Raw genomic sequence first — 17,235 nt, 5'->3', positions numbered from 1 at the left:
CAAGTGTTCGATTTTTAGCCAAACCAGTGATGGAACATTAATTTAATGTAATCAATGATTTTCCCAAAGAAGTTGCCTTCAGGGATTTCCTGCAGCACCACCAGCGGACGCTGTTCAATGGTTTTGCCATCTAACTGGAAGTTGATAGTGCCAACAACCTGATTTTTCTGCAGCGGAGCGTGCAGTTCAGTGGTGTTCAACACATAGCTGGCTTTCAGGTCTTTCATGCGGCCGCGCGGAATGGTCAGGTAGACGTCTTTATCAACGCCTAACGACGCACGATCGGTGTTACCAAACCAGGCGGGTTCTGAGGCAAATTCTTTACCCACTTTCAACGGGTTCACGGTTTCGAAGAAACGGAAGCCCCAGGTCAGCAGTTTTTTACTTTCGGTTTCTCGGCCTTTATAGGTGCGACCACCCATAACGGCGGAGATCAGACGCATCTGGCCTTCGGTTGCTGATGCAACGAGGTTATAGCCAGCCTTATCGGTGTGACCGGTTTTGATACCGTCGACATTCAGGCTGTTATCCCACAGCAGGCCGTTGCGGTTTAACTGACGAATGCCGTTAAAGGTGAACTCTTTTTCTTTATAGATAGAGTATTCGTTAGGCACGTCGCGAATCAGAGCCTGACCAATCATCGCCATGTCGCGAGCCGAGCTGTACTGACCGTCAGCATCGAGACCATGAACGGTCTGGAAGTGGGTGTTTTTCAGGCCCAGCGCATTCACATAGCTGTTCATCAGGCCGACGAAAGCATCCTGGCTACCGGCTGCGAAGTCTGCCATCGCCACGCACGCGTCGTTTCCGGATTGCAGGTTAATACCACGGATCAACTGAGAAACAGGAACCTGCATGCCTGGCTTGAGGAACATCAGCGATGAACCTTTGAAGACCGGGTTGCCCGTAGCCCATGCGTCATTGCCGACGGTGACCAGATCGGTTTCTTTGAATTTCCCGGCTTTCATCGCCTGGCCGATGACGTAGCTGGTCATCATTTTGGTCAGGCTGGCGGGGTCGCGGCGAGTGTCTGCGTTCTGTTCTGCCAGAACTTTACCTGAATTGTAATCAATCAGGATATACGACTCCGCATCGATCTGCGGAACACCCGGGATCATGGTTTTAATATTCAGGTCATCGGCATGGGCAGCAGAGAGAGAGGCTGCGCAGAGAGCCGCGGTGAGCGCCATACGCTGCACGAAACGAGCGGAAAAAGTGGTCTTCATGGTCTGAACTACGACGTCCGTGATGAAATTAAAAAAAGTGCCCTACTATAGCAAATGCATAACTGGCAGGCATCTGACTTTCCGCGTGACTTTGTTAATGTCATTTACAGAAACTGACAGTTCAGATACCTGATTTACGTTATTACACGCCGGTGATGAAGGACTGTAATTGCGCCTCGGATTGAAGACGCTGCTGCAATGTGGAGGCTTCAGCTTTGCTGGCAAACGGCCCCATCTGGATACGCCAGACTGCGCCGTTTTGTACCACCCGGCCAGGAACGCCAAACTGCTGGCTTAAACGCTTTTGATACTGCTGCGCGCGCGACTGCTCGCTGACTGCGCCAACCTGAACCACATAGCGTCCGTTGGCAGTTGCCGCGGGCGCTGTGACGGCTGCTGGGGTTGCTGCCGGCGCGGTTGACGTGACCGGTGCGGTGGTTGTCGATTGCGGCGCCGGAGTCGGCTCGCTGCTTTCCAGCACGCCTGATGCGAGCGTGGTTGGCGCACCGAGGAATCCACTGCTGTTTACTGGCGCACCGGTTGGGTCATCGCTTTTCAGCGTGGAATTACTGATCGGACGAATATCGCCTTGCGGCTGACCTGCATCTGATGGCGAAGGCATGCTTCCCATATTGCCGCCACCGCTTAAATCAGGACGCGCAGGCAAGGCATAAGTTTGTTTCGCGACTGTGGTACAAGCCATACCCGGTCCGGACAATGAACCATCCTGGGCGACGATGATTGGGTCGATACGCACTTTAGTGTTGTTGGAGGTGTTCAGACGATCGGCTGCGGCGCGCGAAAGTGAAATCACGCGATCGTTGCCATAAGGCCCGCGATCGTTAATGCGCACGACGATCATCCTGCCGTTCGCCAGATTGGTAATTCTGGCATAGCTGGGGACAGGCAGCGTCGGATGCGCAGCGGTCAGCTGCATCGGGTCGAACGCTTCGCCAGACGCGGTTAAGTTGCTTCCTGGTTCCGCATCATAGATAGCGGCAAGTCCGGCCTGGCTAAAGCGGGAGGGATCCTGCACGATTTTGTAGCTTTTACCATCACGCTGGTAGTCCTGATTCGCCGTTGGGTTCAGGGGTTCAAAGCGCGGATCGGCCCCGCTGATTTCAACAATCGGACCATTACACACCGCAGGCTGCGGCGCGACAGCAACCTGTTGCTGACCATCATCACTCGAACACGCCGCGAGCATTCCTGCTGCGATGCAGATACCAAGCCACTGCTTACGCATTGCGTACCCCTTACACGCTTTTCGACAACATTTTTCTATGGGTGTGGATCGACATAACAATCCCGAACCCGGCCATCAGCACGATAAGTGCCGAGCCTCCGTAACTGACCAGTGGGAGTGGAACCCCAACCACGGGCAGAATACCGCTCACCATACCAATATTTACGAAGACATAAACGAATAATATCAACATTAAGCCACCCGCCATGACGCGACCAAAGGTGGTTTGCGCGCGGGCAGCGATCCATAATCCGCGCATAATCAGCAAAATGTAGAGCGTCAACAGAATCAAGATCCCCACCAGACCCAGCTCTTCCGCTAAGACAGCAAAGATAAAGTCGGTGTGGCGTTCGGGTAAAAACTCAAGCTGCGATTGTGTACCATGCAGCCAGCCTTTGCCGCGTAACCCGCCGGAGCCAATAGCAATTTTAGACTGAATTATGTGATAACCCGCGCCCAGCGGATCGGTTTCCGGGTCGAGCAGCATCATGACGCGCTGACGCTGGTAATCATGCATCAGGAAGAACCACAGTATCGGGATAAACGCCGCGACCAGAACCACCGCAACGCCGATTAAGCGCCAGCTCAAACCAGAAAGGAACAAGACAAACAGACCGGAAAGGGCGACCAGAATTGAGGTGCCGAGGTCAGGTTGGGCGGCGACCAGCAGCGTGGGCATAAAAATCAGCACCAGCGCAATGGCGGTATTTTTTAGCGATGGTGGGCAAACGTCACGGTTAATAAAGCGCGCAACCATTAGCGGTACGGCGATTTTGGCAATTTCAGAAGGCTGAAAACGCACGATACCCAAATCCAGCCAGCGCTGCGCACCTTTGGAAATGGCGCCGAAGGCGTCTACCGCCACCAACAGAATGATGCAAAAGATATAGAGATAGGGCGCCCAGCCCTCATACACCCGGGGGGGAATTTGCGCCATCACTACCATGATGACCAGGCCCATTGCGATCTGGCCGACTTTGCGCTCCATCATGCCAATATCCTGGCCGCTGGCGCTCCAGATGACCAGTGAGCTGTAAACCAGCAGAGCCAGCAAAATAAGCAACATTGTGGGATCAATGTGGATTTTGTCCCAGAATGTTTTTTTGTTCGGATTATCCGTCACGATTATTGGTCCTCCGCTGCTGCAACCGCTGGGTTTTCCGCAGGCAGATTGGTGTTGTTGTCGCCCAACATAATATGGTCAAGGATCTGGCGCATAATGGTACCCACCGCCGGACCCGCACCGCCGTTTTCAAGGATCATGGCGACAGCGACCTGGGGTTTATCATAGGGGGCGAAGGCCGTCATCAGCTTGTGGTCACGTAAACGTTCGGCGATCTTATGTGCGTTATAGGTTTCATTAGCTTTCAGGCCAAAGACCTGCGCGGTACCGGATTTCGCCGCAATTTTGTAAGGCGCGCCAGCAAAATACTTATGCGCAGTTCCGTTAGGGCGGTTCGCAACACCGTACATACCGTCTTTCGCGATTTCCCAGTAACCAGAATGAATATCGCCAACGGGCGGTTCGTGCGGCTGTACCCACGGCACCTGCTTGCCGTTTTCTGCCGTGCTCATCAACAGATGCGGGACTTTTATCAAACCGTCGTTGATAAGGATCATCAGCGCTTTACTCATCTGGATTGGGGTTGCTGTCCAGTAACCCTGGCCGATGCCGACGGGAATGGTATCACCCTGATACCATGGCTTTTTAAACCGTTTTTGCTTCCACTCGCGGGTTGGCATATTGCCGGAGCGCTCTTCGGCAAGATCGATGCCCGTATATTTGCCGTAGCCAAATTTGCTCATCCACTCGGAAAGCCGGTCAATCCCCATATCATAGGCGATTTGATAGAAAAACGTATCCGCGGACTCTTCCAGAGAGCGGGTGATGTTCAGATGGCCGTGCCCCCACTTTTTCCAGTCGCGGTAACGTTTTTCAGAGCCCGGTAGCTGCCACCAGCCCGGATCGAACAGGCCGGTATTGCGGGTGATAACGCCTGCGCTTAACGCAGAAACCGCAACGTAAGGTTTAACCGTCGAAGCAGGGGGGTAAACACCCTGTGTGGCGCGGTTAACCAAGGGGGTGTTCGGGTCATTGAGCAACCCGGAGTAATCTTTACTGGAGATACCATCCACGAACAGATTCGGGTCATAGCTCGGCATAGATACCAGCGCCAGAACACCACCGGTACGCGGGTCGGTAACCACCACGGCGGCACGACTGCCCGCCAGCAGCGTTTCAATATACTGCTGGAGTTTCAAATCAAGGGTGAGATAGATATCGTGCCCGGCCTGCGGCGCCACTTCTTTCAACTGGCGAATGACGCGGCCGCGGTTGTTCACTTCTACTTCTTCATACCCGGTTTGGCCGTGAAGCACGTCCTCATAATAGCGTTCAATACCCAGCTTGCCGATGTCATGCGTTGCCGCGTAGTTAGCCAGCTTGCCGTCTTTGTCCAGGCGGTCTACGTCTTTATCGTTGATCTTCGATACGTAGCCAATTACGTGGGTCAGCGCAGAGCCGTATGGGTAATAGCGGCGTTTATAGCCTTTAACTTCGACGCCTGGAAAGCGATATTGATTCACGGCAAAGCGTGCGACCTGAACTTCAGTCAGGTTGGTTTTTACCGGAATTGAGGTGAAACGGTGTGAACGGGCGCGCTCTTTTTTAAAGGCAGCAATATCGTCGTCCGTCAGGTCTACGACGTTACGCAGCGCGTCGAGGGTATCCTGAATGTTGTCTACCTTTTCCGGCATCATTTCTATCTGATAAATGGTGCGGTTAAGGGCGAGAGGAATTCCGTTGCGGTCATAAATGATGCCGCGACTCGGCGCGATAGGCACCAGTTTGATGCGGTTTTCGTTCGAACGGGTCTGATAATCAGTGAAGCGAACGATTTGCAGATTATAAAGGTTGGCGATCAGCACGCCGGTTAGCAGCAAAATCCCCAAAAAAGCGACCAGCGCCCGGCGCACAAACAGCGCGGACTCAGCCGAATAGTCGCGAAAAGAATTCTGTAGTTTCATCCGCTGCTTAATCTACTCAAGAATCAATGATCACTCACGGTGATAAGGATGGTTGGTGGTAATGCTCCACGCCCTGTACAGACTCTCCGCAACCAGAACCCGAACAAGAGGGTGTGGAAGGGTTAATGCAGAGAGTGACCAGCTTTGTTCCGCTGCCGCTTTACAGGCAGGAGAGAGACCTTCCGGCCCGCCAATTAACAGGCTGACGTCACGACCGTCCAGTTTCCAGCGCTCAAGTTCGGTCGCCAGTTGCGGCGTGTCCCAGGGTTTACCCGGGATATCAAGGGTGACGATGCGGTTTTTGCCTGCGGCAGCCAGCATCTGCTCACCCTCTTTGTCGAGAATGCGTTTAATGTCCGCGTTCTTGCCGCGCTTTCCTGCCGGGATTTCGATCAGCTCAAAGGGCATATCTTTCGGAAACCGACGGAGATACTCGGTAAATCCGGTTTGTACCCAGTCAGGCATTTTCGTACCCACAGCGACAAGTTGCAGCTTCACGCATTAACTCCAGAGTTTTTCCAGTTCATACAGGCGACGACTCTCTTCCTGCATCACGTGGACAATCACATCGCCGAGGTCAACGACGATCCAGTCAGCGACATTCTCGCCTTCCACGCCGAGCGGCAGCAGGCCAGCAGTGCGGGACTCCTGGACCACGTGGTCTGCAATAGACATAACGTGACGGCTGGATGTACCGGTGCAGATAATCATGCAATCAGTGATGCTGGATTTGCCCTGAACGTCTAAGGCGATGATGTCTTGACCTTTCAGGTCATCAATTTTGTCGATTACAAAATCCTGGAGTGCTTTACCCTGCAAGTGTTCCCCCTGGGTGAAAAGAGTTAAAAACGTCTGTTAGTATACCTGAACCAGAGGCGATATCGGGACAAATGTCTCCGAATGCGCTTGTGAAGTGCGCTATCATCCCACCCCACGCCACAGAATGCATCGCCATTTTTGTAAAACAATTTCTGCAAAGCTCTGAAGGGCGGGAAAAGTCAGGCTGCGGAGAATAACAGCCTGTCATGGGGTGTCAATGGGAGAGAGGCCCTTCGGCATAAAAAACAGCGCTTTCACTCCCCGTCGCGCCATACGGCCCGGCTGTTAAGCACTTTCAGAACCGCAAAATCGTCACAAAAATCAATTGCGCTCCAGCAGCCTTGTTCGACGCGGAAATGCCACATTGCCGCTGCGGGCATGGACAGCAGACGGGCGATCAACACGCTCAGCACGCCTTGATGACTCACCACCAGCAGATTTTGGCACGCTTTATAATCAGCAAGCTGGGCAATGAAACGTTCCACTCGCTGGGAAAACGCCTGAAAACCTTCGCCATTGGTGGGCGTCGCATTCTGCCAGTCGTTACACCACACGGCGTAATTTTCGGCGTCTTCGCGCGCCAGATCGCGATGGTGACGCATTTCCCAGTCACCAAAAAACATCTCATTAAGCTCAGGCATGTTGCGCACAGGAACTTCACGTTCTGCCAGAATCAACTGCGTTGTATGGCGGGCGCGTTCCAGTTCGCTGCACAGAACGTTGTCGACAGGGACATTGCGTAACAGCGTACCCAGCGTTTGCGCCTGAGCGATCCCCCGTTCCGTTAGCGGTGTGGGGGCGTGGCCGCTATATAAACCAGCGACATTGGCTTCGGTTTCGCCATGACGTACTAACCAGAGTCTCATGTTTTCCTCGTGAGGCTATTCGCACAAAATATGATGTTTGCCCTGATTGCGCAGTGATTTTTCACTAAAATACCCTTTTTTACGTGGAGCGGCACGATGTCTTTATTGAAGAGCGCACATGGCGGTAACACCCGAGAAGCCGCCGAATTGTTGGGCATCTTGCCTGAACAGTTGCTGGATTTTAGCGCGAATATTAACCCGCTGGGTATGCCGGTAAGTTTAAAACGGGCGATTATCGACAATCTGGACTGCACGGAGTGTTACCCGGATGTCGATTACGCGCAACTGCATGCCGCGCTGGCGGAGCATCATCAAATTCCGTCCTCGTGGATCCTGGCCGGGAACGGTGAAACCGAATCCATTTTTACCCTGGTGCATGGCCTGAAGCCACGCCACGCGATGATCGTGACGCCTGGGTTTGCGGAATATCGTCGGGCGCTGCAATGGGGAGACTGTACGATCCATGAGTTTGCGCTGTGCGAAGACGATGGCTGGCAGCTTACCGATGCGATCCTCGATGCGTTAACGCCTGAGCTGGACTGCCTGTTTCTCTGTACGCCCAATAATCCCACCGGGTTGTTGCCCGAAACCCGCCTGCTGCGTGAAATTGCCACGCGTTGTGAGTCGCTGGGTATCGCCCTGATCCTTGATGAAGCGTTTATCGATTTTATTGCCGGGGAGTCGGGGTTTATCCCGTTACTGCACGAGAACCCGCATATTTGGGTGCTGCGTTCGCTCACCAAGTTCTATGCGATCCCGGGACTGCGTCTGGGGTATCTGGTCAACAGTAACGAACAGGCGGTTGCACAGATGCGCAGCCAACAAATGCCGTGGTCAATTAATGCGTTTGCTGCCCTGGCAGGCGAGATTATCTTACGCGATAGCGCATATCAGCGGGCGACGTGGAAATGGCTGGAACAAGAGGGGGAGCGGTTTGATCAACAACTGCAAGATCTGCCCGGCCTGACGGCGTATCCCGGCCGGGCAAATTATCGTTTATTACGCTGCGATAATGCGGATATGGATCTGCAACTCGCGTTGCTGAAACAGCATGTCTTGATTCGCAGTTGCGCCAATTATCCGGGGCTGGATGCGCGCTATTATCGGGTAGCCGTTCGCAGCCAGGAAGAGAATAACCACCTGCTGACGGCCTTACGCAAGGCGCTTAGCGGTACAGTCCCTGTTGATTGATATAGTCAAGCACCGCGTCTGGCATCAGGTCGTCGCACGGCTCGCCCTTTTCCAGGCGCTCACGGATGAGCGTGGCGGAGATGTTAAACCACGGCGTTTCGGCCAGGTAAATCTTCCCGCAAGGCAGGTTGTGCAAGTCATCTGCTGAATGGGTTAGATGATCCTCCAGCCATTGCTGGTGTTTTTCCTGCGCCATTTCGAGTGGATAGCCCGGACGTCGGCACACGATGAGGTGGGTATTACCCAGAATCGTGTGGTAGTCATGCCAGGAAGGGAAGGTAAGCAGCGAATCCTGACCAATGATAAACGCTAACGGCACGTTTGGGCCTTGCTCCTCGCGCCACTCTTTTAGCGTTTGCGCGGTGTAGGAGGCGGTATCGCGTTTCAGTTCGCGTTCATCCAGGGAAAATAGCGGTTTATCAGCAATGGCCAGTTCAACCATACGCTTACGTTGCTCACCGGACGCTTCGGGCTGCGCACGATGTGGCGGCACGTTATTGGGCATGATGATGACCCGGGAAAGGCCAATCAGATTCGCCAGAATTTCAACCGGTTTAAGATGACCGTAATGCACCGGATCAAAGGTGCCACCGAACAGAGCCTGCAATGATTTCATATCAACCATCAATAAAAACATCGGCCAGCGATTTATGACAGAGCAAAAGGGAAAGCCCCTCAAGTTCCGCCCACACTGACTGACCATAGTCTTGTTTAAGCGTAATTTCCGTACGCGTTAAAAGCGTCACAGCCTGACGCAGTTGCGCCGGGTTCAGCCGGTTTAGCGCATCTCCCATCATGCCCCGGCGATTTTGCCACACCCGGTGTTTATCAAACAACGTGCGCAAAGGCGTATGGGTCGACTGCCGTTTTAAGTTAACCAGCAACAGTAACTCACGCTGGATCGTACGCAGCAAAATAACCGGCTCGCTACCTTCCAGGCGTAGCTGCTGCAGAATGTGCAGCGCGCGTTTGCTTTTGCCCATTAGCAGCGCGTCTACCCAGTGGAATGGGGTAAAGTGCGCGGCATCGTTAACCGCTTTCTCCACGCGGGGCAGCGTTAGCTTGCCGTCAGGCCAAAGCAACGCTAATCGTTCCAGCGCTTGCGCCAGTGCTAACAGATTACCTTCATAGCAATAGCACAGCAGCTGATTGGCTGCGTCATCCAGTTGCAGGTTGTTAAGTTTCGCCCTGGCGGCAACCCAGCGAGGAAGCTGTGCTTGTTCCGGCGTCTGGCAGCTTACCTGAACCGCGTTATTTGCAAGCCCCGTATACCATGCGGCGTTTTCCTGTGCCCTGGTGAGTTTGTTGCCGCGAACCATCAGTAGCAGATCGTCATGTAACAGAGTGACGAGTGACGCGAGCTGTTCATTAATGGCGGCATTAGGGCCATTTTCAGGCAACTGCAGAAGCAGGGTTTGACGGCTGGCAAACAGGCTCATCGCCTGGCAGAGTGAAAAAATCTCTCCCCAGTCGGTGCTGTTGTCCAGAGTGAAGGCGTGGTGTTCTTCGAATCCTTGTGTTGCGGCAGCCTGACGGATGGCATCCTGGCTTTCCTGCAATAAGAGGGGATCGTTGCCCAAGAGTAAATACGCCGCGCGCAGCCCTTCATTGAGCTGTGCGCGGAGTTGTTCAGGGTACAACTTGAGCATCAGTTACCCAGCGTGGTGGAGACACGCGCCGGAGATGACGCAGGCGCTGCGGTTTTATTCACCGCAGGCTCAGCATCAGCATTGGATGACTGAGTATCGGCCAGATGTACGCTTGGCAGCTTACGAATCAACTGTTCAGCCGCTTTGTCATACATCTCTTTTATGATCATGTCCTGCTCGTTATCCTTCGCCAGTGCAGCCTGTGGGTTGTCAAAGAACGAACGATAAACTTTGGCGCTGATTGGGTAAATATCATGACCTGGAATCAGCACAGTAGCACTTACGGACATCACCATCTGGTATTCAGCCGTTTGACCGTTCTGGAATACCGATGCCGTATCCTGCGAAATGCTGACCGCACCCAGACGTAAGGACGTCACATCTTTACGCATGGTACCGTCTTCAAGCAGCGTAACACCGTTCAGACGCAGCTGATTACGCACCGCGCGGCTTAACGGGCCGTTCGGATCGCCAGAGTTCAGGATCATGGTTTTCATTGAGGGTGGAACCTGCGTAGTACTACGCAGATGCCAGCCACACCCGGCGGTGACAAGCACCGCCAGCGATAACAACAATGTTGTCAGAAGTCGCACGCTTCCTCCCGCGCTTAGCCAACGACCAGATTGAGGAGTTTACCCGGTACATAAATCACTTTACGTACGGTAACACCATCAAGATATTTTGCCACCAGATGCTCCTGGCCAGCACGTTCACGAACCTGCTCTTCAGTGGCGTTTACCGGAACGGTGATTTTGCCACGTACTTTGCCGTTTACCTGAACCACAACCAGCGTTGAGTCTTCAACCATTGCTGCTTCGTCCGCCACCGGCCACGGCGCGTTGTCGATATCGCCTTCGCCTTTCAGCGCCTGCCACAGGGTGAAGCAAACGTGTGGGGTGAACGGGTTGAGCATGCGTACAACAGCCAGCAATGCTTCCTGCATCAGGGCTCTGTCCTGCTCGTCTGCCTGCGGTGCTTTCGCCAGCTTGTTCATCAGCTCCATAATCGCCGCAATCGCGGTGTTAAAGGTCTGACGACGACCGATATCATCGGTAACTTTAGCAATGGTTTTATGCACGTCGCGACGCAGCGCTTTTTGATCTTCGCTCAACACATCAACGTTCAGGGCAGCAACATCTCCCTGGGACGTATGTTCGTAAACCAGTTTCCAGACACGTTTCAGGAAGCGGTTCGCCCCTTCAACGCCGGACTCCTGCCATTCCAGCGTCATATCAGCCGGAGAAGCGAACATCATGAACAGACGTACGGTGTCGGCGCCGTAGCGTTCAACCATGACCTGCGGGTCGATACCGTTATTTTTTGACTTGGACATCTTGCTCATGCCGGTATACACCAGTTCATGGCCTTCTGCGTCCTTAGCCTTGACGATACGACCTTTTTCGTCACGCTCAACGATGGCATCAACCGGAGAAACCCAGTTACGTTCGCCGTTGGTGCCAACGTAGTAGAACGCATCGGCCAGAACCATCCCCTGACACAGCAACTGTTTAGCTGGTTCATTAGAGTTGACCATGCCTGCGTCGCGCATCAGTTTGTGGAAGAAGCGGAAGTAGAGCAGGTGCATGATGGCGTGTTCAATACCGCCAATGTAGATATCAACCGGCAGCCAGTAGTTCGCCGCGTCGGAATCCAGCATACCTTCCTGATACTGCGGGCAGGTGTAGCGCGCGTAGTACCAGGACGACTCCATAAAGGTATCGAAGGTGTCAGTTTCACGCAGCGCAGGCATACCGTTAACGGTGGTTTTCGCCCACTCCGGATCGGCTTTGATTGGGCTGGTAATACCGTCCATGACTACGTCTTCCGGCAAAATAACCGGCAGTTGGTCTTCTGGCGTTGGCAGGACGGTACCGTCTTCCAGCGTCACCATCGGAATCGGCGCGCCCCAGTAACGCTGACGGGAAACACCCCAGTCACGCAGACGATAGTTAACTTTACGCTCACCCACGCCTTTAGCTACCAGCTTGTCAGCAATGGCGTTGAAGGCCGCTTCGAAGTCGAGGCCGTCAAACTCACCGGAGTTAAACAGCACGCCTTTTTCGGTCAGCGCTTGTTCAGACAAATCCGGCTCTGCGCCTTCAGCTGTCAGAATTACCGGCTTGATGGTCAGGCCATATTTGGTCGCAAATTCGTAATCGCGCTGATCGTGACCCGGAACGGCCATAACTGCGCCTGTACCGTATTCCATCAGCACGAAGTTTGCCGCCCAAACCGGGATCTCTTCGCCAGTCAGCGGGTGAACGGCTTTGAAACCAGTGTCGACGCCTTTCTTCTCCATGGTCGCCATTTCGGCTTCAGCAACCTTGGTGTTGCGGCATTCGTCAATGAAGGCAGCCAATTCTGGGTTATTTTCAGCGGCTTTCTGCGCCAGCGGATGACCTGCAGCAACCGCCAGGTAGGTCGCACCCATAAAGGTGTCCGGGCGTGTGGTGTAGACGGTCAGCGTGTTGTCGTAACCGTTCACATCGAAGGTGATTTCCACGCCTTCAGAACGGCCAATCCAGTTGCGCTGCATCGTTTTCACGGTGTCAGGCCAGTGATCCAGATTATCCAGATCGCGCAACAGTTCGTCAGCGTAAGCGGTGATTTTGATGAACCACTGCGGGATCTCTTTACGCTCAACTTTGGTGTCGCAACGCCAGCAGCAGCCGTCGATAACCTGTTCGTTCGCCAGTACGGTCTGGTCGTTCGGGCACCAGTTAACGGCAGACGTTTTCTTGTACACCAGCCCTTTTTTGTACAGCTCGGTGAAGAACTTCTGTTCCCAGCGGTAGTATTCCGGGGTGCAGGTTGCCAGCTCACGGCTCCAGTCGTAACCGAAACCAAGCATTTTGAGCTGGTTTTTCATGTATGCAATGTTGTCATACGTCCACGGTGCCGGGGCGGTGTTGTTTTTAACCGCAGCGCCTTCGGCAGGCAGGCCGAACGCATCCCAGCCAATTGGCTGAAGTACGTTTTTGCCCAGCATACGCTGATAGCGAGCGATCACGTCACCGATGGTGTAGTTACGTACGTGGCCCATGTGTAGTCGACCAGAAGGATAGGGAAGCATAGACAGGCAGTAATACTTCTCTTTGCTCTCGTCTTCGGTAACTTCAAATGTGCGCTTCTCATCCCAGTGAAGCTGTACTTTGGATTCTATCTCTTCCGGGCGGTATTGCTCTTGCATGGCAGCCAGTGGTCCTGTTTTCAATACAGCTACAAACGTAGCTCTAGATGTGGTGTTTTAGATCCGCATAGCATAGCCCAAACGCCCGCGCCAAAACAGCCTTTCGCGCATTCAACGTTGAATTCCCGTAAGGATAATTCTTGCACGAATTTACACACTCTGTGGACAGTCTTGCAAAGCGTAGCGTAAATAACGTCTATTATTATAGACAGTTAACGACCCAGGAGGCGAAGCGATGAACAAGGTTGCTCAATATTACCGTGAACTGGTGGCTTCACTGAGTGAACGCCTGCGTAATGGCGAACGCGATATTGATGCGTTGGTGGAACAGGCGCGTCAGCGCGTTATGCAGACCGGGGAGTTAACGCGCACCGAGGTGGAAGAGCTCACCCGGGCCGTCAGACGCGACCTGGAAGAGTTTGCTCTGAGCTATGAAGAAAGCCTCGATGAGGAGACCGACAGCGTCTTTATGCGGGTTATCAAAGAGAGTATCTGGCAGGAACTGGCCGATATTACCGATAAAACGCAGCTCGAATGGCGCGAAGTGTTCCAGGACCTCAGCCATCACGGGGTTTATCACAGCGGCGAGGTGGTCGGGTTGGGCAACCTGGTGTGCGAGAAGTGCCACTTCCATTTAGCGGTGTACACTCCTGATGTGCTGCCGCTATGCCCGAAATGCGGACACGATCAGTTCCAGCGTCGACCGTTTGAGCCGTGATAATGTTGCCGGATGCGACGCGCTGCGTCTTATCCGGCCTACGCATTAGGCGTAAAACTTCAACCGTTCTGCCAGCAGATCGACAAACCCTTCGCGATCCACGTCCACCATTACGGTGGCGTTTGGCTTATTGCCGCTCAGGAAGTAGTAGTCAACCACGGTCATTCCCTGGGTGTATTTGCCCTGAGTTTCCACACCAACCCAGCGTTCAACGGTGGTAAACAGTTCAGGTTTCAGCAGCCAGGCAATGGTGCATGGATCGTGCAGCGGCGCGCCAATAAATCCCCATTTTTCATCTTTGTGATATTCAAAGAAGAAGTCGAGTAGCTCAGCAACGATTGTCGAAATGGGATTGCCGATAGCGCGGAACCGTTCGGTATCTTCACGATGTATTTGCGCTTTATGCGTGACATCCAGTCCAGCCATCACCACCGGAATGCCCGACTGGAACACGATCTCAGCGGCTTCTGGATCCACGAAGATGTTGAACTCGGCGGCGGGCGTCCAGTTTCCGAGGCCCATTGCACCACCCATGATCACGATACGGGCAATTTGGGGGTGCAGTTCAGGATGGCTATTCAGTAGCAATGCCACGTTAGTTTGCGGCCCGGTGGAGACAATCGTCACCGGTTCCTGACTGTTACGCAGGGTTTTCGCCATCAATTCCACGGCGGTACAGTCCTGTGGAGCAAAAGCGGGTTCAGGCAGCGCCGGGCCATCAAGCCCGCTCTCACCGTGGACGTTATCGGCAATTATCAGGTCGCGCATCAGCGGTTTGACTGCGCCACCGGCCACTGGGATATCCGTGCGGTTGAGCAACGTTAACATACGCAATACGTTACGCAGCGTTTTGTCGGGGGTCTGGTTACCGGCAGAGGAGGTTATCGCTTTCACATCCAGTTCAGGTGAAGCGAGGGCGAGAACAATTGCGATAGCGTCGTCATGACCTGGATCGCAATCAAACAGGATAGGAAGTGCCATTGTTGCTCCTTGTAAGTGGGACTTTGTGACAAGGTTAACGCTGGGCTGTGCCTGTTTCGAGAAGTGAAGAGATAAATCGTGAGGTGGCGCGCACATGGAGGTGCGCGCCAGCAAAATTAGTGCAGGATTTTCGCGAGGAAGTCTTTGGCACGGTCTGATTTTGGATTAGCGAAGAACTCTTCTTTCGGTGAGTCTTCAACAATCTTCCCTTCATCCATGAAGATCACCCGGTTCGCCACTTTACGCGCAAAGCCCATTTCGTGGGTAACCACCATCATGGTCATCCCTTCATTGGCCAGTTCAACCATGACGTCCAGTACTTCGTTGATCATTTCTGGGTCGAGTGCTGACGTCGGTTCGTCAAACAGCATAGCGATAGGATCCATGCACAGCGCCCGAGCGATGGCGACACGCTGTTGCTGGCCCCCGGAGAGCTGAGCTGGAAACTTCTCGGCATGCGCTGACAGACCAACGCGTTCCAGTAACTTTTGCGCTTTGTCGCGGGCCGGCTTTTTATCGCGTTTAAGCACTTTTACCTGCGCCAGAGTCAGGTTCTCAATAATCGACAGATGCGGGAACAGTTCAAAGTGCTGGAACACCATGCCAACGCGAGAGCGCAGTTTGGCCAGATCGGTCTTTTTATCATTCACCACGGTACCATCAACGGTGATGACGCCCTGTTGTACCGGCTCCAGCCCGTTCACCGTTTTGATAAGCGTTGATTTACCTGAACCTGACGGGCCGCAGACCACCACCACTTCACCTTTTTTCACTTCCGTGGAGCAGTCGGTCAGCACCTGAAAGTGACCATACCATTTAGAAACATTTTTCAGGGTAATCATTAAACTGTCCTTTTCTTCAAATAGCTGACCAACAACGATGCGCTCAGACTGAATACGAAATAAACGGCGCCAGCAAACAGGATCATTTCAACCTGCGTGCCGTCACGCTCACCAATGGTGGAGGCGGTACGGAAGAAGTCTGCCAGACTCAATACATAGACCAGCGAGGTATCCTGGAAGAGTACGATGCCTTGGGTAAGCAGCAGCGGCACCATCGCGCGGAATGCCTGCGGCAGAATGATGAGCTTCATCGACTGCCAATGGGTCATCCCCAGCGCCAGCGCGGCACTGGACTGCCCGCGAGAAATACTCTGGATACCGGCGCGGATAATCTCGGAATAGTACGCGGCTTCAAACATCGAAAATGCGACCATCGCTGAGATCAGGCGAATATCGGTTTTTGGCGACAGACCCAGCACGTTTTGCAGGAAGCCGGGCACAATCAGGTAGAACCACAGCAGCACCATCACCAGCGGAATGGAGCGGAATACGTTGACGTAGCCCTTCGCAAACCAGGCAATTGGCGCGAAGCTGGACAGACGCATTACTGCAAGGATGGTCCCCCAGACGATACCAATGACGACTGCCGTGACGGTGATTTTCAGCGTGATGATCAGCCCATCCAGCAGATACGGCAGGGAAGGGACGATAGAACTCCAGTCAAATTCGTACATTATTTGCCTCCCAAATTGCCAGGCAGGCGGATTTTGCGTTCGACGAGATTCATCACCAGCATGATGATGGCGTTAATCAGTACGTAGGCCAGAGTGATGGCCGTAAACGATTCCCATGCGTGGGCGGAGTAATCCAGTAGTTTTCCCGCTTGCGCAGCCATATCGACCAGGCCGATAGTGGAGGCGATCGCGGAGTTCTTTACCAGGTTCATCATCTCCGAGGTCATTGGCGGAACAATCACGCGGTAAGCGTTTGGTAGCAGAACATAGCGGTAGGCCTGCGGCAACGTCAGCCCCATCGCCAGCGCGGCATTTTTCTGCCCGCGAGGCAGAGACTGAATAGCGGCACGAACCTGTTCGCAGACGCGCGCAGCGGTAAACAGCCCCAGACAAAGCATGGATGAGAGGAAGAACTGAATGTTGGGATCCAGTTCTGACTTAAACCACATCCCGATGTTTTCCGGCAGCAGTTCAGGAATGACCAGATACCAGGTAAAAAACTGGACGATGAGCGGAACGTTACGAAACAGCTCGACGTACAGCGTGCCGATCCCGGAAAGGAAACGATTTGGTACGGTACGTAAGATGCCGAATAAAGAGCCGATGAGGAAAGCGATAACCCAGGCGGTGATAGATAACGCGACAGTGACCTGGAAACCACTCCAGAGCCAGCCGAGATAGGTGGTGTTGCCGAACGGGGCTTGTTGTAAAAAAATACCCCAGTTCCAGTCTATAGACATAAATCTACTCCAGAAAAAAAAGGGTAGCAGCGCTACCCCCGAAGATTGTTATTCAGCGTTTTGCGG

General features: G+C 53.5%; 17 protein-coding genes. 2 read left to right on the top strand and 15 right to left on the bottom strand.

The genetic code is table 11. The annotated features are described in order from the left end of the window. Positions 1-14: 14 nt before the first annotated feature. The 7 genes from dacA to HVZ52_RS16240 all read right to left on the bottom strand — a co-directional run bounded on the left by dacA (position 15) and on the right by HVZ52_RS16240 (position 7,184). Complete coding sequence (dacA, locus tag HVZ52_RS16270; protein ID WP_003022711.1) at positions 15-1,226, bottom strand: D-alanyl-D-alanine carboxypeptidase DacA; 1,212 nt, start codon at positions 1,224-1,226, stop codon at positions 15-17. A 142-nt stretch (positions 1,227-1,368) separates the two neighbouring features. Beyond that, positions 1,369-2,472 carry an endolytic peptidoglycan transglycosylase RlpA gene (gene rlpA, locus HVZ52_RS16265; protein WP_181598462.1) on the bottom strand — a complete coding sequence of 368 codons (1,104 nt, stop codon included), beginning with the start codon at positions 2,470-2,472 and terminating at the stop codon, positions 1,369-1,371. A gap of 10 nt (positions 2,473-2,482) precedes the next feature. Continuing rightward, positions 2,483-3,595 (bottom strand): peptidoglycan glycosyltransferase MrdB, encoded by a 1,113-nt coding sequence (mrdB, locus tag HVZ52_RS16260; protein ID WP_006685529.1) that lies wholly within the window; start codon positions 3,593-3,595, stop codon positions 2,483-2,485. A gap of 2 nt (positions 3,596-3,597) precedes the next feature. Further along, positions 3,598-5,499, bottom strand: coding sequence for a peptidoglycan DD-transpeptidase MrdA (mrdA, locus tag HVZ52_RS16255; protein ID WP_016152233.1), 1,902 nt, complete (start codon positions 5,497-5,499; stop codon positions 3,598-3,600). Between the two features lie 30 nt (positions 5,500-5,529). Then, complete coding sequence (rlmH, locus tag HVZ52_RS16250; protein ID WP_003022725.1) at positions 5,530-5,997, bottom strand: 23S rRNA (pseudouridine(1915)-N(3))-methyltransferase RlmH; 468 nt, start codon at positions 5,995-5,997, stop codon at positions 5,530-5,532. Positions 5,998-6,000: 3 nt separating this feature from the next. Further along, on the bottom strand, positions 6,001-6,318 hold the full coding sequence (gene rsfS / locus HVZ52_RS16245) for a ribosome silencing factor (RefSeq protein WP_003022728.1): 318 nt from the start codon (positions 6,316-6,318) through the stop codon (positions 6,001-6,003). A gap of 254 nt (positions 6,319-6,572) precedes the next feature. Further along, entirely contained in the window at positions 6,573-7,184 is a 612-nt protein-coding gene (locus tag HVZ52_RS16240; protein ID WP_046274589.1) for an adenosylcobalamin/alpha-ribazole phosphatase, read from the bottom strand. Between the two features lie 96 nt (positions 7,185-7,280). On the opposite strand from HVZ52_RS16240, the gene cobD reads away from it, so the two are divergent. Next, positions 7,281-8,375, top strand: a complete 1,095-nt coding sequence (gene cobD, locus HVZ52_RS16235; RefSeq protein WP_181598461.1) for a threonine-phosphate decarboxylase CobD — start codon at positions 7,281-7,283, stop codon at positions 8,373-8,375. Here the strand turns inward: cobD and nadD are convergent. Genes nadD through leuS form a run of 4 tightly spaced genes read right to left on the bottom strand, consistent with a single transcriptional unit; the run spans position 8,350 to position 13,214 of the window. Next, positions 8,350-8,991, bottom strand: coding sequence for a nicotinate-nucleotide adenylyltransferase (gene nadD, locus HVZ52_RS16230; protein WP_087121840.1), 642 nt, complete (start codon positions 8,989-8,991; stop codon positions 8,350-8,352). The two genes, cobD and nadD, sit on opposite strands and share 26 nt — an antisense overlap. Position 8,992: 1 nt before the next feature. Beyond that, complete coding sequence (gene holA / locus HVZ52_RS16225) at positions 8,993-10,024, bottom strand: DNA polymerase III subunit delta (RefSeq protein ID WP_181546361.1); 1,032 nt, start codon at positions 10,022-10,024, stop codon at positions 8,993-8,995. After that, positions 10,024-10,617, bottom strand: a complete 594-nt coding sequence (lptE, locus tag HVZ52_RS16220; RefSeq protein WP_181598460.1) for an LPS assembly lipoprotein LptE — start codon at positions 10,615-10,617, stop codon at positions 10,024-10,026. Before lptE ends, holA begins: the two co-directional genes overlap by 1 nt. 14 nt (positions 10,618-10,631) lie before the next feature. Next, the gene (gene leuS, locus HVZ52_RS16215) at positions 10,632-13,214 is read right to left on the bottom strand and encodes a leucine--tRNA ligase (protein WP_149380543.1); all 2,583 of its coding nucleotides are present in this window, start codon (positions 13,212-13,214) and stop codon (positions 10,632-10,634) included. A 235-nt stretch (positions 13,215-13,449) separates the two neighbouring features. On the opposite strand from leuS, the gene HVZ52_RS16210 reads away from it, so the two are divergent. Continuing rightward, positions 13,450-13,932 carry a zinc ribbon-containing protein gene (locus HVZ52_RS16210; protein ID WP_003022748.1) on the top strand — a complete coding sequence of 161 codons (483 nt, stop codon included), beginning with the start codon at positions 13,450-13,452 and terminating at the stop codon, positions 13,930-13,932. Between the two features lie 45 nt (positions 13,933-13,977). Here the strand turns inward: HVZ52_RS16210 and rihA are convergent, their stop codons facing one another. The 4 genes from rihA to gltJ form a co-directional block, all read right to left on the bottom strand. Beyond that, positions 13,978-14,913, bottom strand: a complete 936-nt coding sequence (gene rihA, locus HVZ52_RS16205; protein WP_181598459.1) for a pyrimidine-specific ribonucleoside hydrolase RihA — start codon at positions 14,911-14,913, stop codon at positions 13,978-13,980. A gap of 116 nt (positions 14,914-15,029) precedes the next feature. Further along, a complete protein-coding gene (gene gltL, locus HVZ52_RS16200) occupies positions 15,030-15,755 on the bottom strand; it encodes a glutamate/aspartate ABC transporter ATP-binding protein GltL (RefSeq protein ID WP_003022754.1) in 726 nt (241 codons plus the stop codon). After that, positions 15,755-16,429, bottom strand: a complete 675-nt coding sequence (gene gltK / locus HVZ52_RS16195; protein ID WP_003022757.1) for a glutamate/aspartate ABC transporter permease GltK — start codon at positions 16,427-16,429, stop codon at positions 15,755-15,757. Before gltK ends, gltL begins: the two co-directional genes overlap by 1 nt. Continuing rightward, positions 16,429-17,169, bottom strand: a complete 741-nt coding sequence (gene gltJ, locus HVZ52_RS16190) for a glutamate/aspartate ABC transporter permease GltJ (RefSeq protein ID WP_053388590.1) — start codon at positions 17,167-17,169, stop codon at positions 16,429-16,431. The genes gltK and gltJ overlap by 1 nt, the downstream gene beginning before the upstream one ends. Between the last annotated feature and the right edge of the window lie 66 nt (positions 17,170-17,235).

The sequence above is a fragment of the Citrobacter sp. RHB36-C18 genome (genome assembly GCF_013814485.1).
GTDB classification, from domain to species: Bacteria; Pseudomonadota; Gammaproteobacteria; order Enterobacterales; family Enterobacteriaceae; genus Citrobacter; species Citrobacter braakii.
The sequence above is the reverse complement of the archived record's forward strand: the minus strand, read 5'-3'. Positions and strand labels throughout refer to the sequence as shown.

Bases quoted from the DNA above. Each gene is read 5' to 3' on its own strand.
- rihA (WP_181598459.1), bottom strand. From the start codon at position 14,913: ATGGCACTTCCTATCCTGTTTGATTGCGATCCAGGTCATGACGACGCT.
- HVZ52_RS16240 (WP_046274589.1), bottom strand. From the start codon at position 7,184: ATGAGACTCTGGTTAGTACGTCATGGCGAAACCGAAGCCAATGTCGCT.
- holA (WP_181546361.1), bottom strand. From the start codon at position 10,024: ATGCTCAAGTTGTACCCTGAACAACTCCGCGCACAGCTCAATGAAGGG.
- gltL (WP_003022754.1), bottom strand. From the start codon at position 15,755: ATGATTACCCTGAAAAATGTTTCTAAATGGTATGGTCACTTTCAGGTG.
- HVZ52_RS16210 (WP_003022748.1), top strand. From the start codon at position 13,450: ATGAACAAGGTTGCTCAATATTACCGTGAACTGGTGGCTTCACTGAGT.
- gltJ (WP_053388590.1), bottom strand. From the start codon at position 17,169: ATGTCTATAGACTGGAACTGGGGTATTTTTTTACAACAAGCCCCGTTC.
- nadD (WP_087121840.1), bottom strand. From the start codon at position 8,991: ATGAAATCATTGCAGGCTCTGTTCGGTGGCACCTTTGATCCGGTGCAT.
- rlpA (WP_181598462.1), bottom strand. From the start codon at position 2,472: ATGCGTAAGCAGTGGCTTGGTATCTGCATCGCAGCAGGAATGCTCGCG.
- gltK (WP_003022757.1), bottom strand. From the start codon at position 16,429: ATGTACGAATTTGACTGGAGTTCTATCGTCCCTTCCCTGCCGTATCTG.
- cobD (WP_181598461.1), top strand. From the start codon at position 7,281: ATGTCTTTATTGAAGAGCGCACATGGCGGTAACACCCGAGAAGCCGCC.
- mrdA (WP_016152233.1), bottom strand. From the start codon at position 5,499: ATGAAACTACAGAATTCTTTTCGCGACTATTCGGCTGAGTCCGCGCTG.
- dacA (WP_003022711.1), bottom strand. From the start codon at position 1,226: ATGAAGACCACTTTTTCCGCTCGTTTCGTGCAGCGTATGGCGCTCACC.
- leuS (WP_149380543.1), bottom strand. From the start codon at position 13,214: ATGCAAGAGCAATACCGCCCGGAAGAGATAGAATCCAAAGTACAGCTT.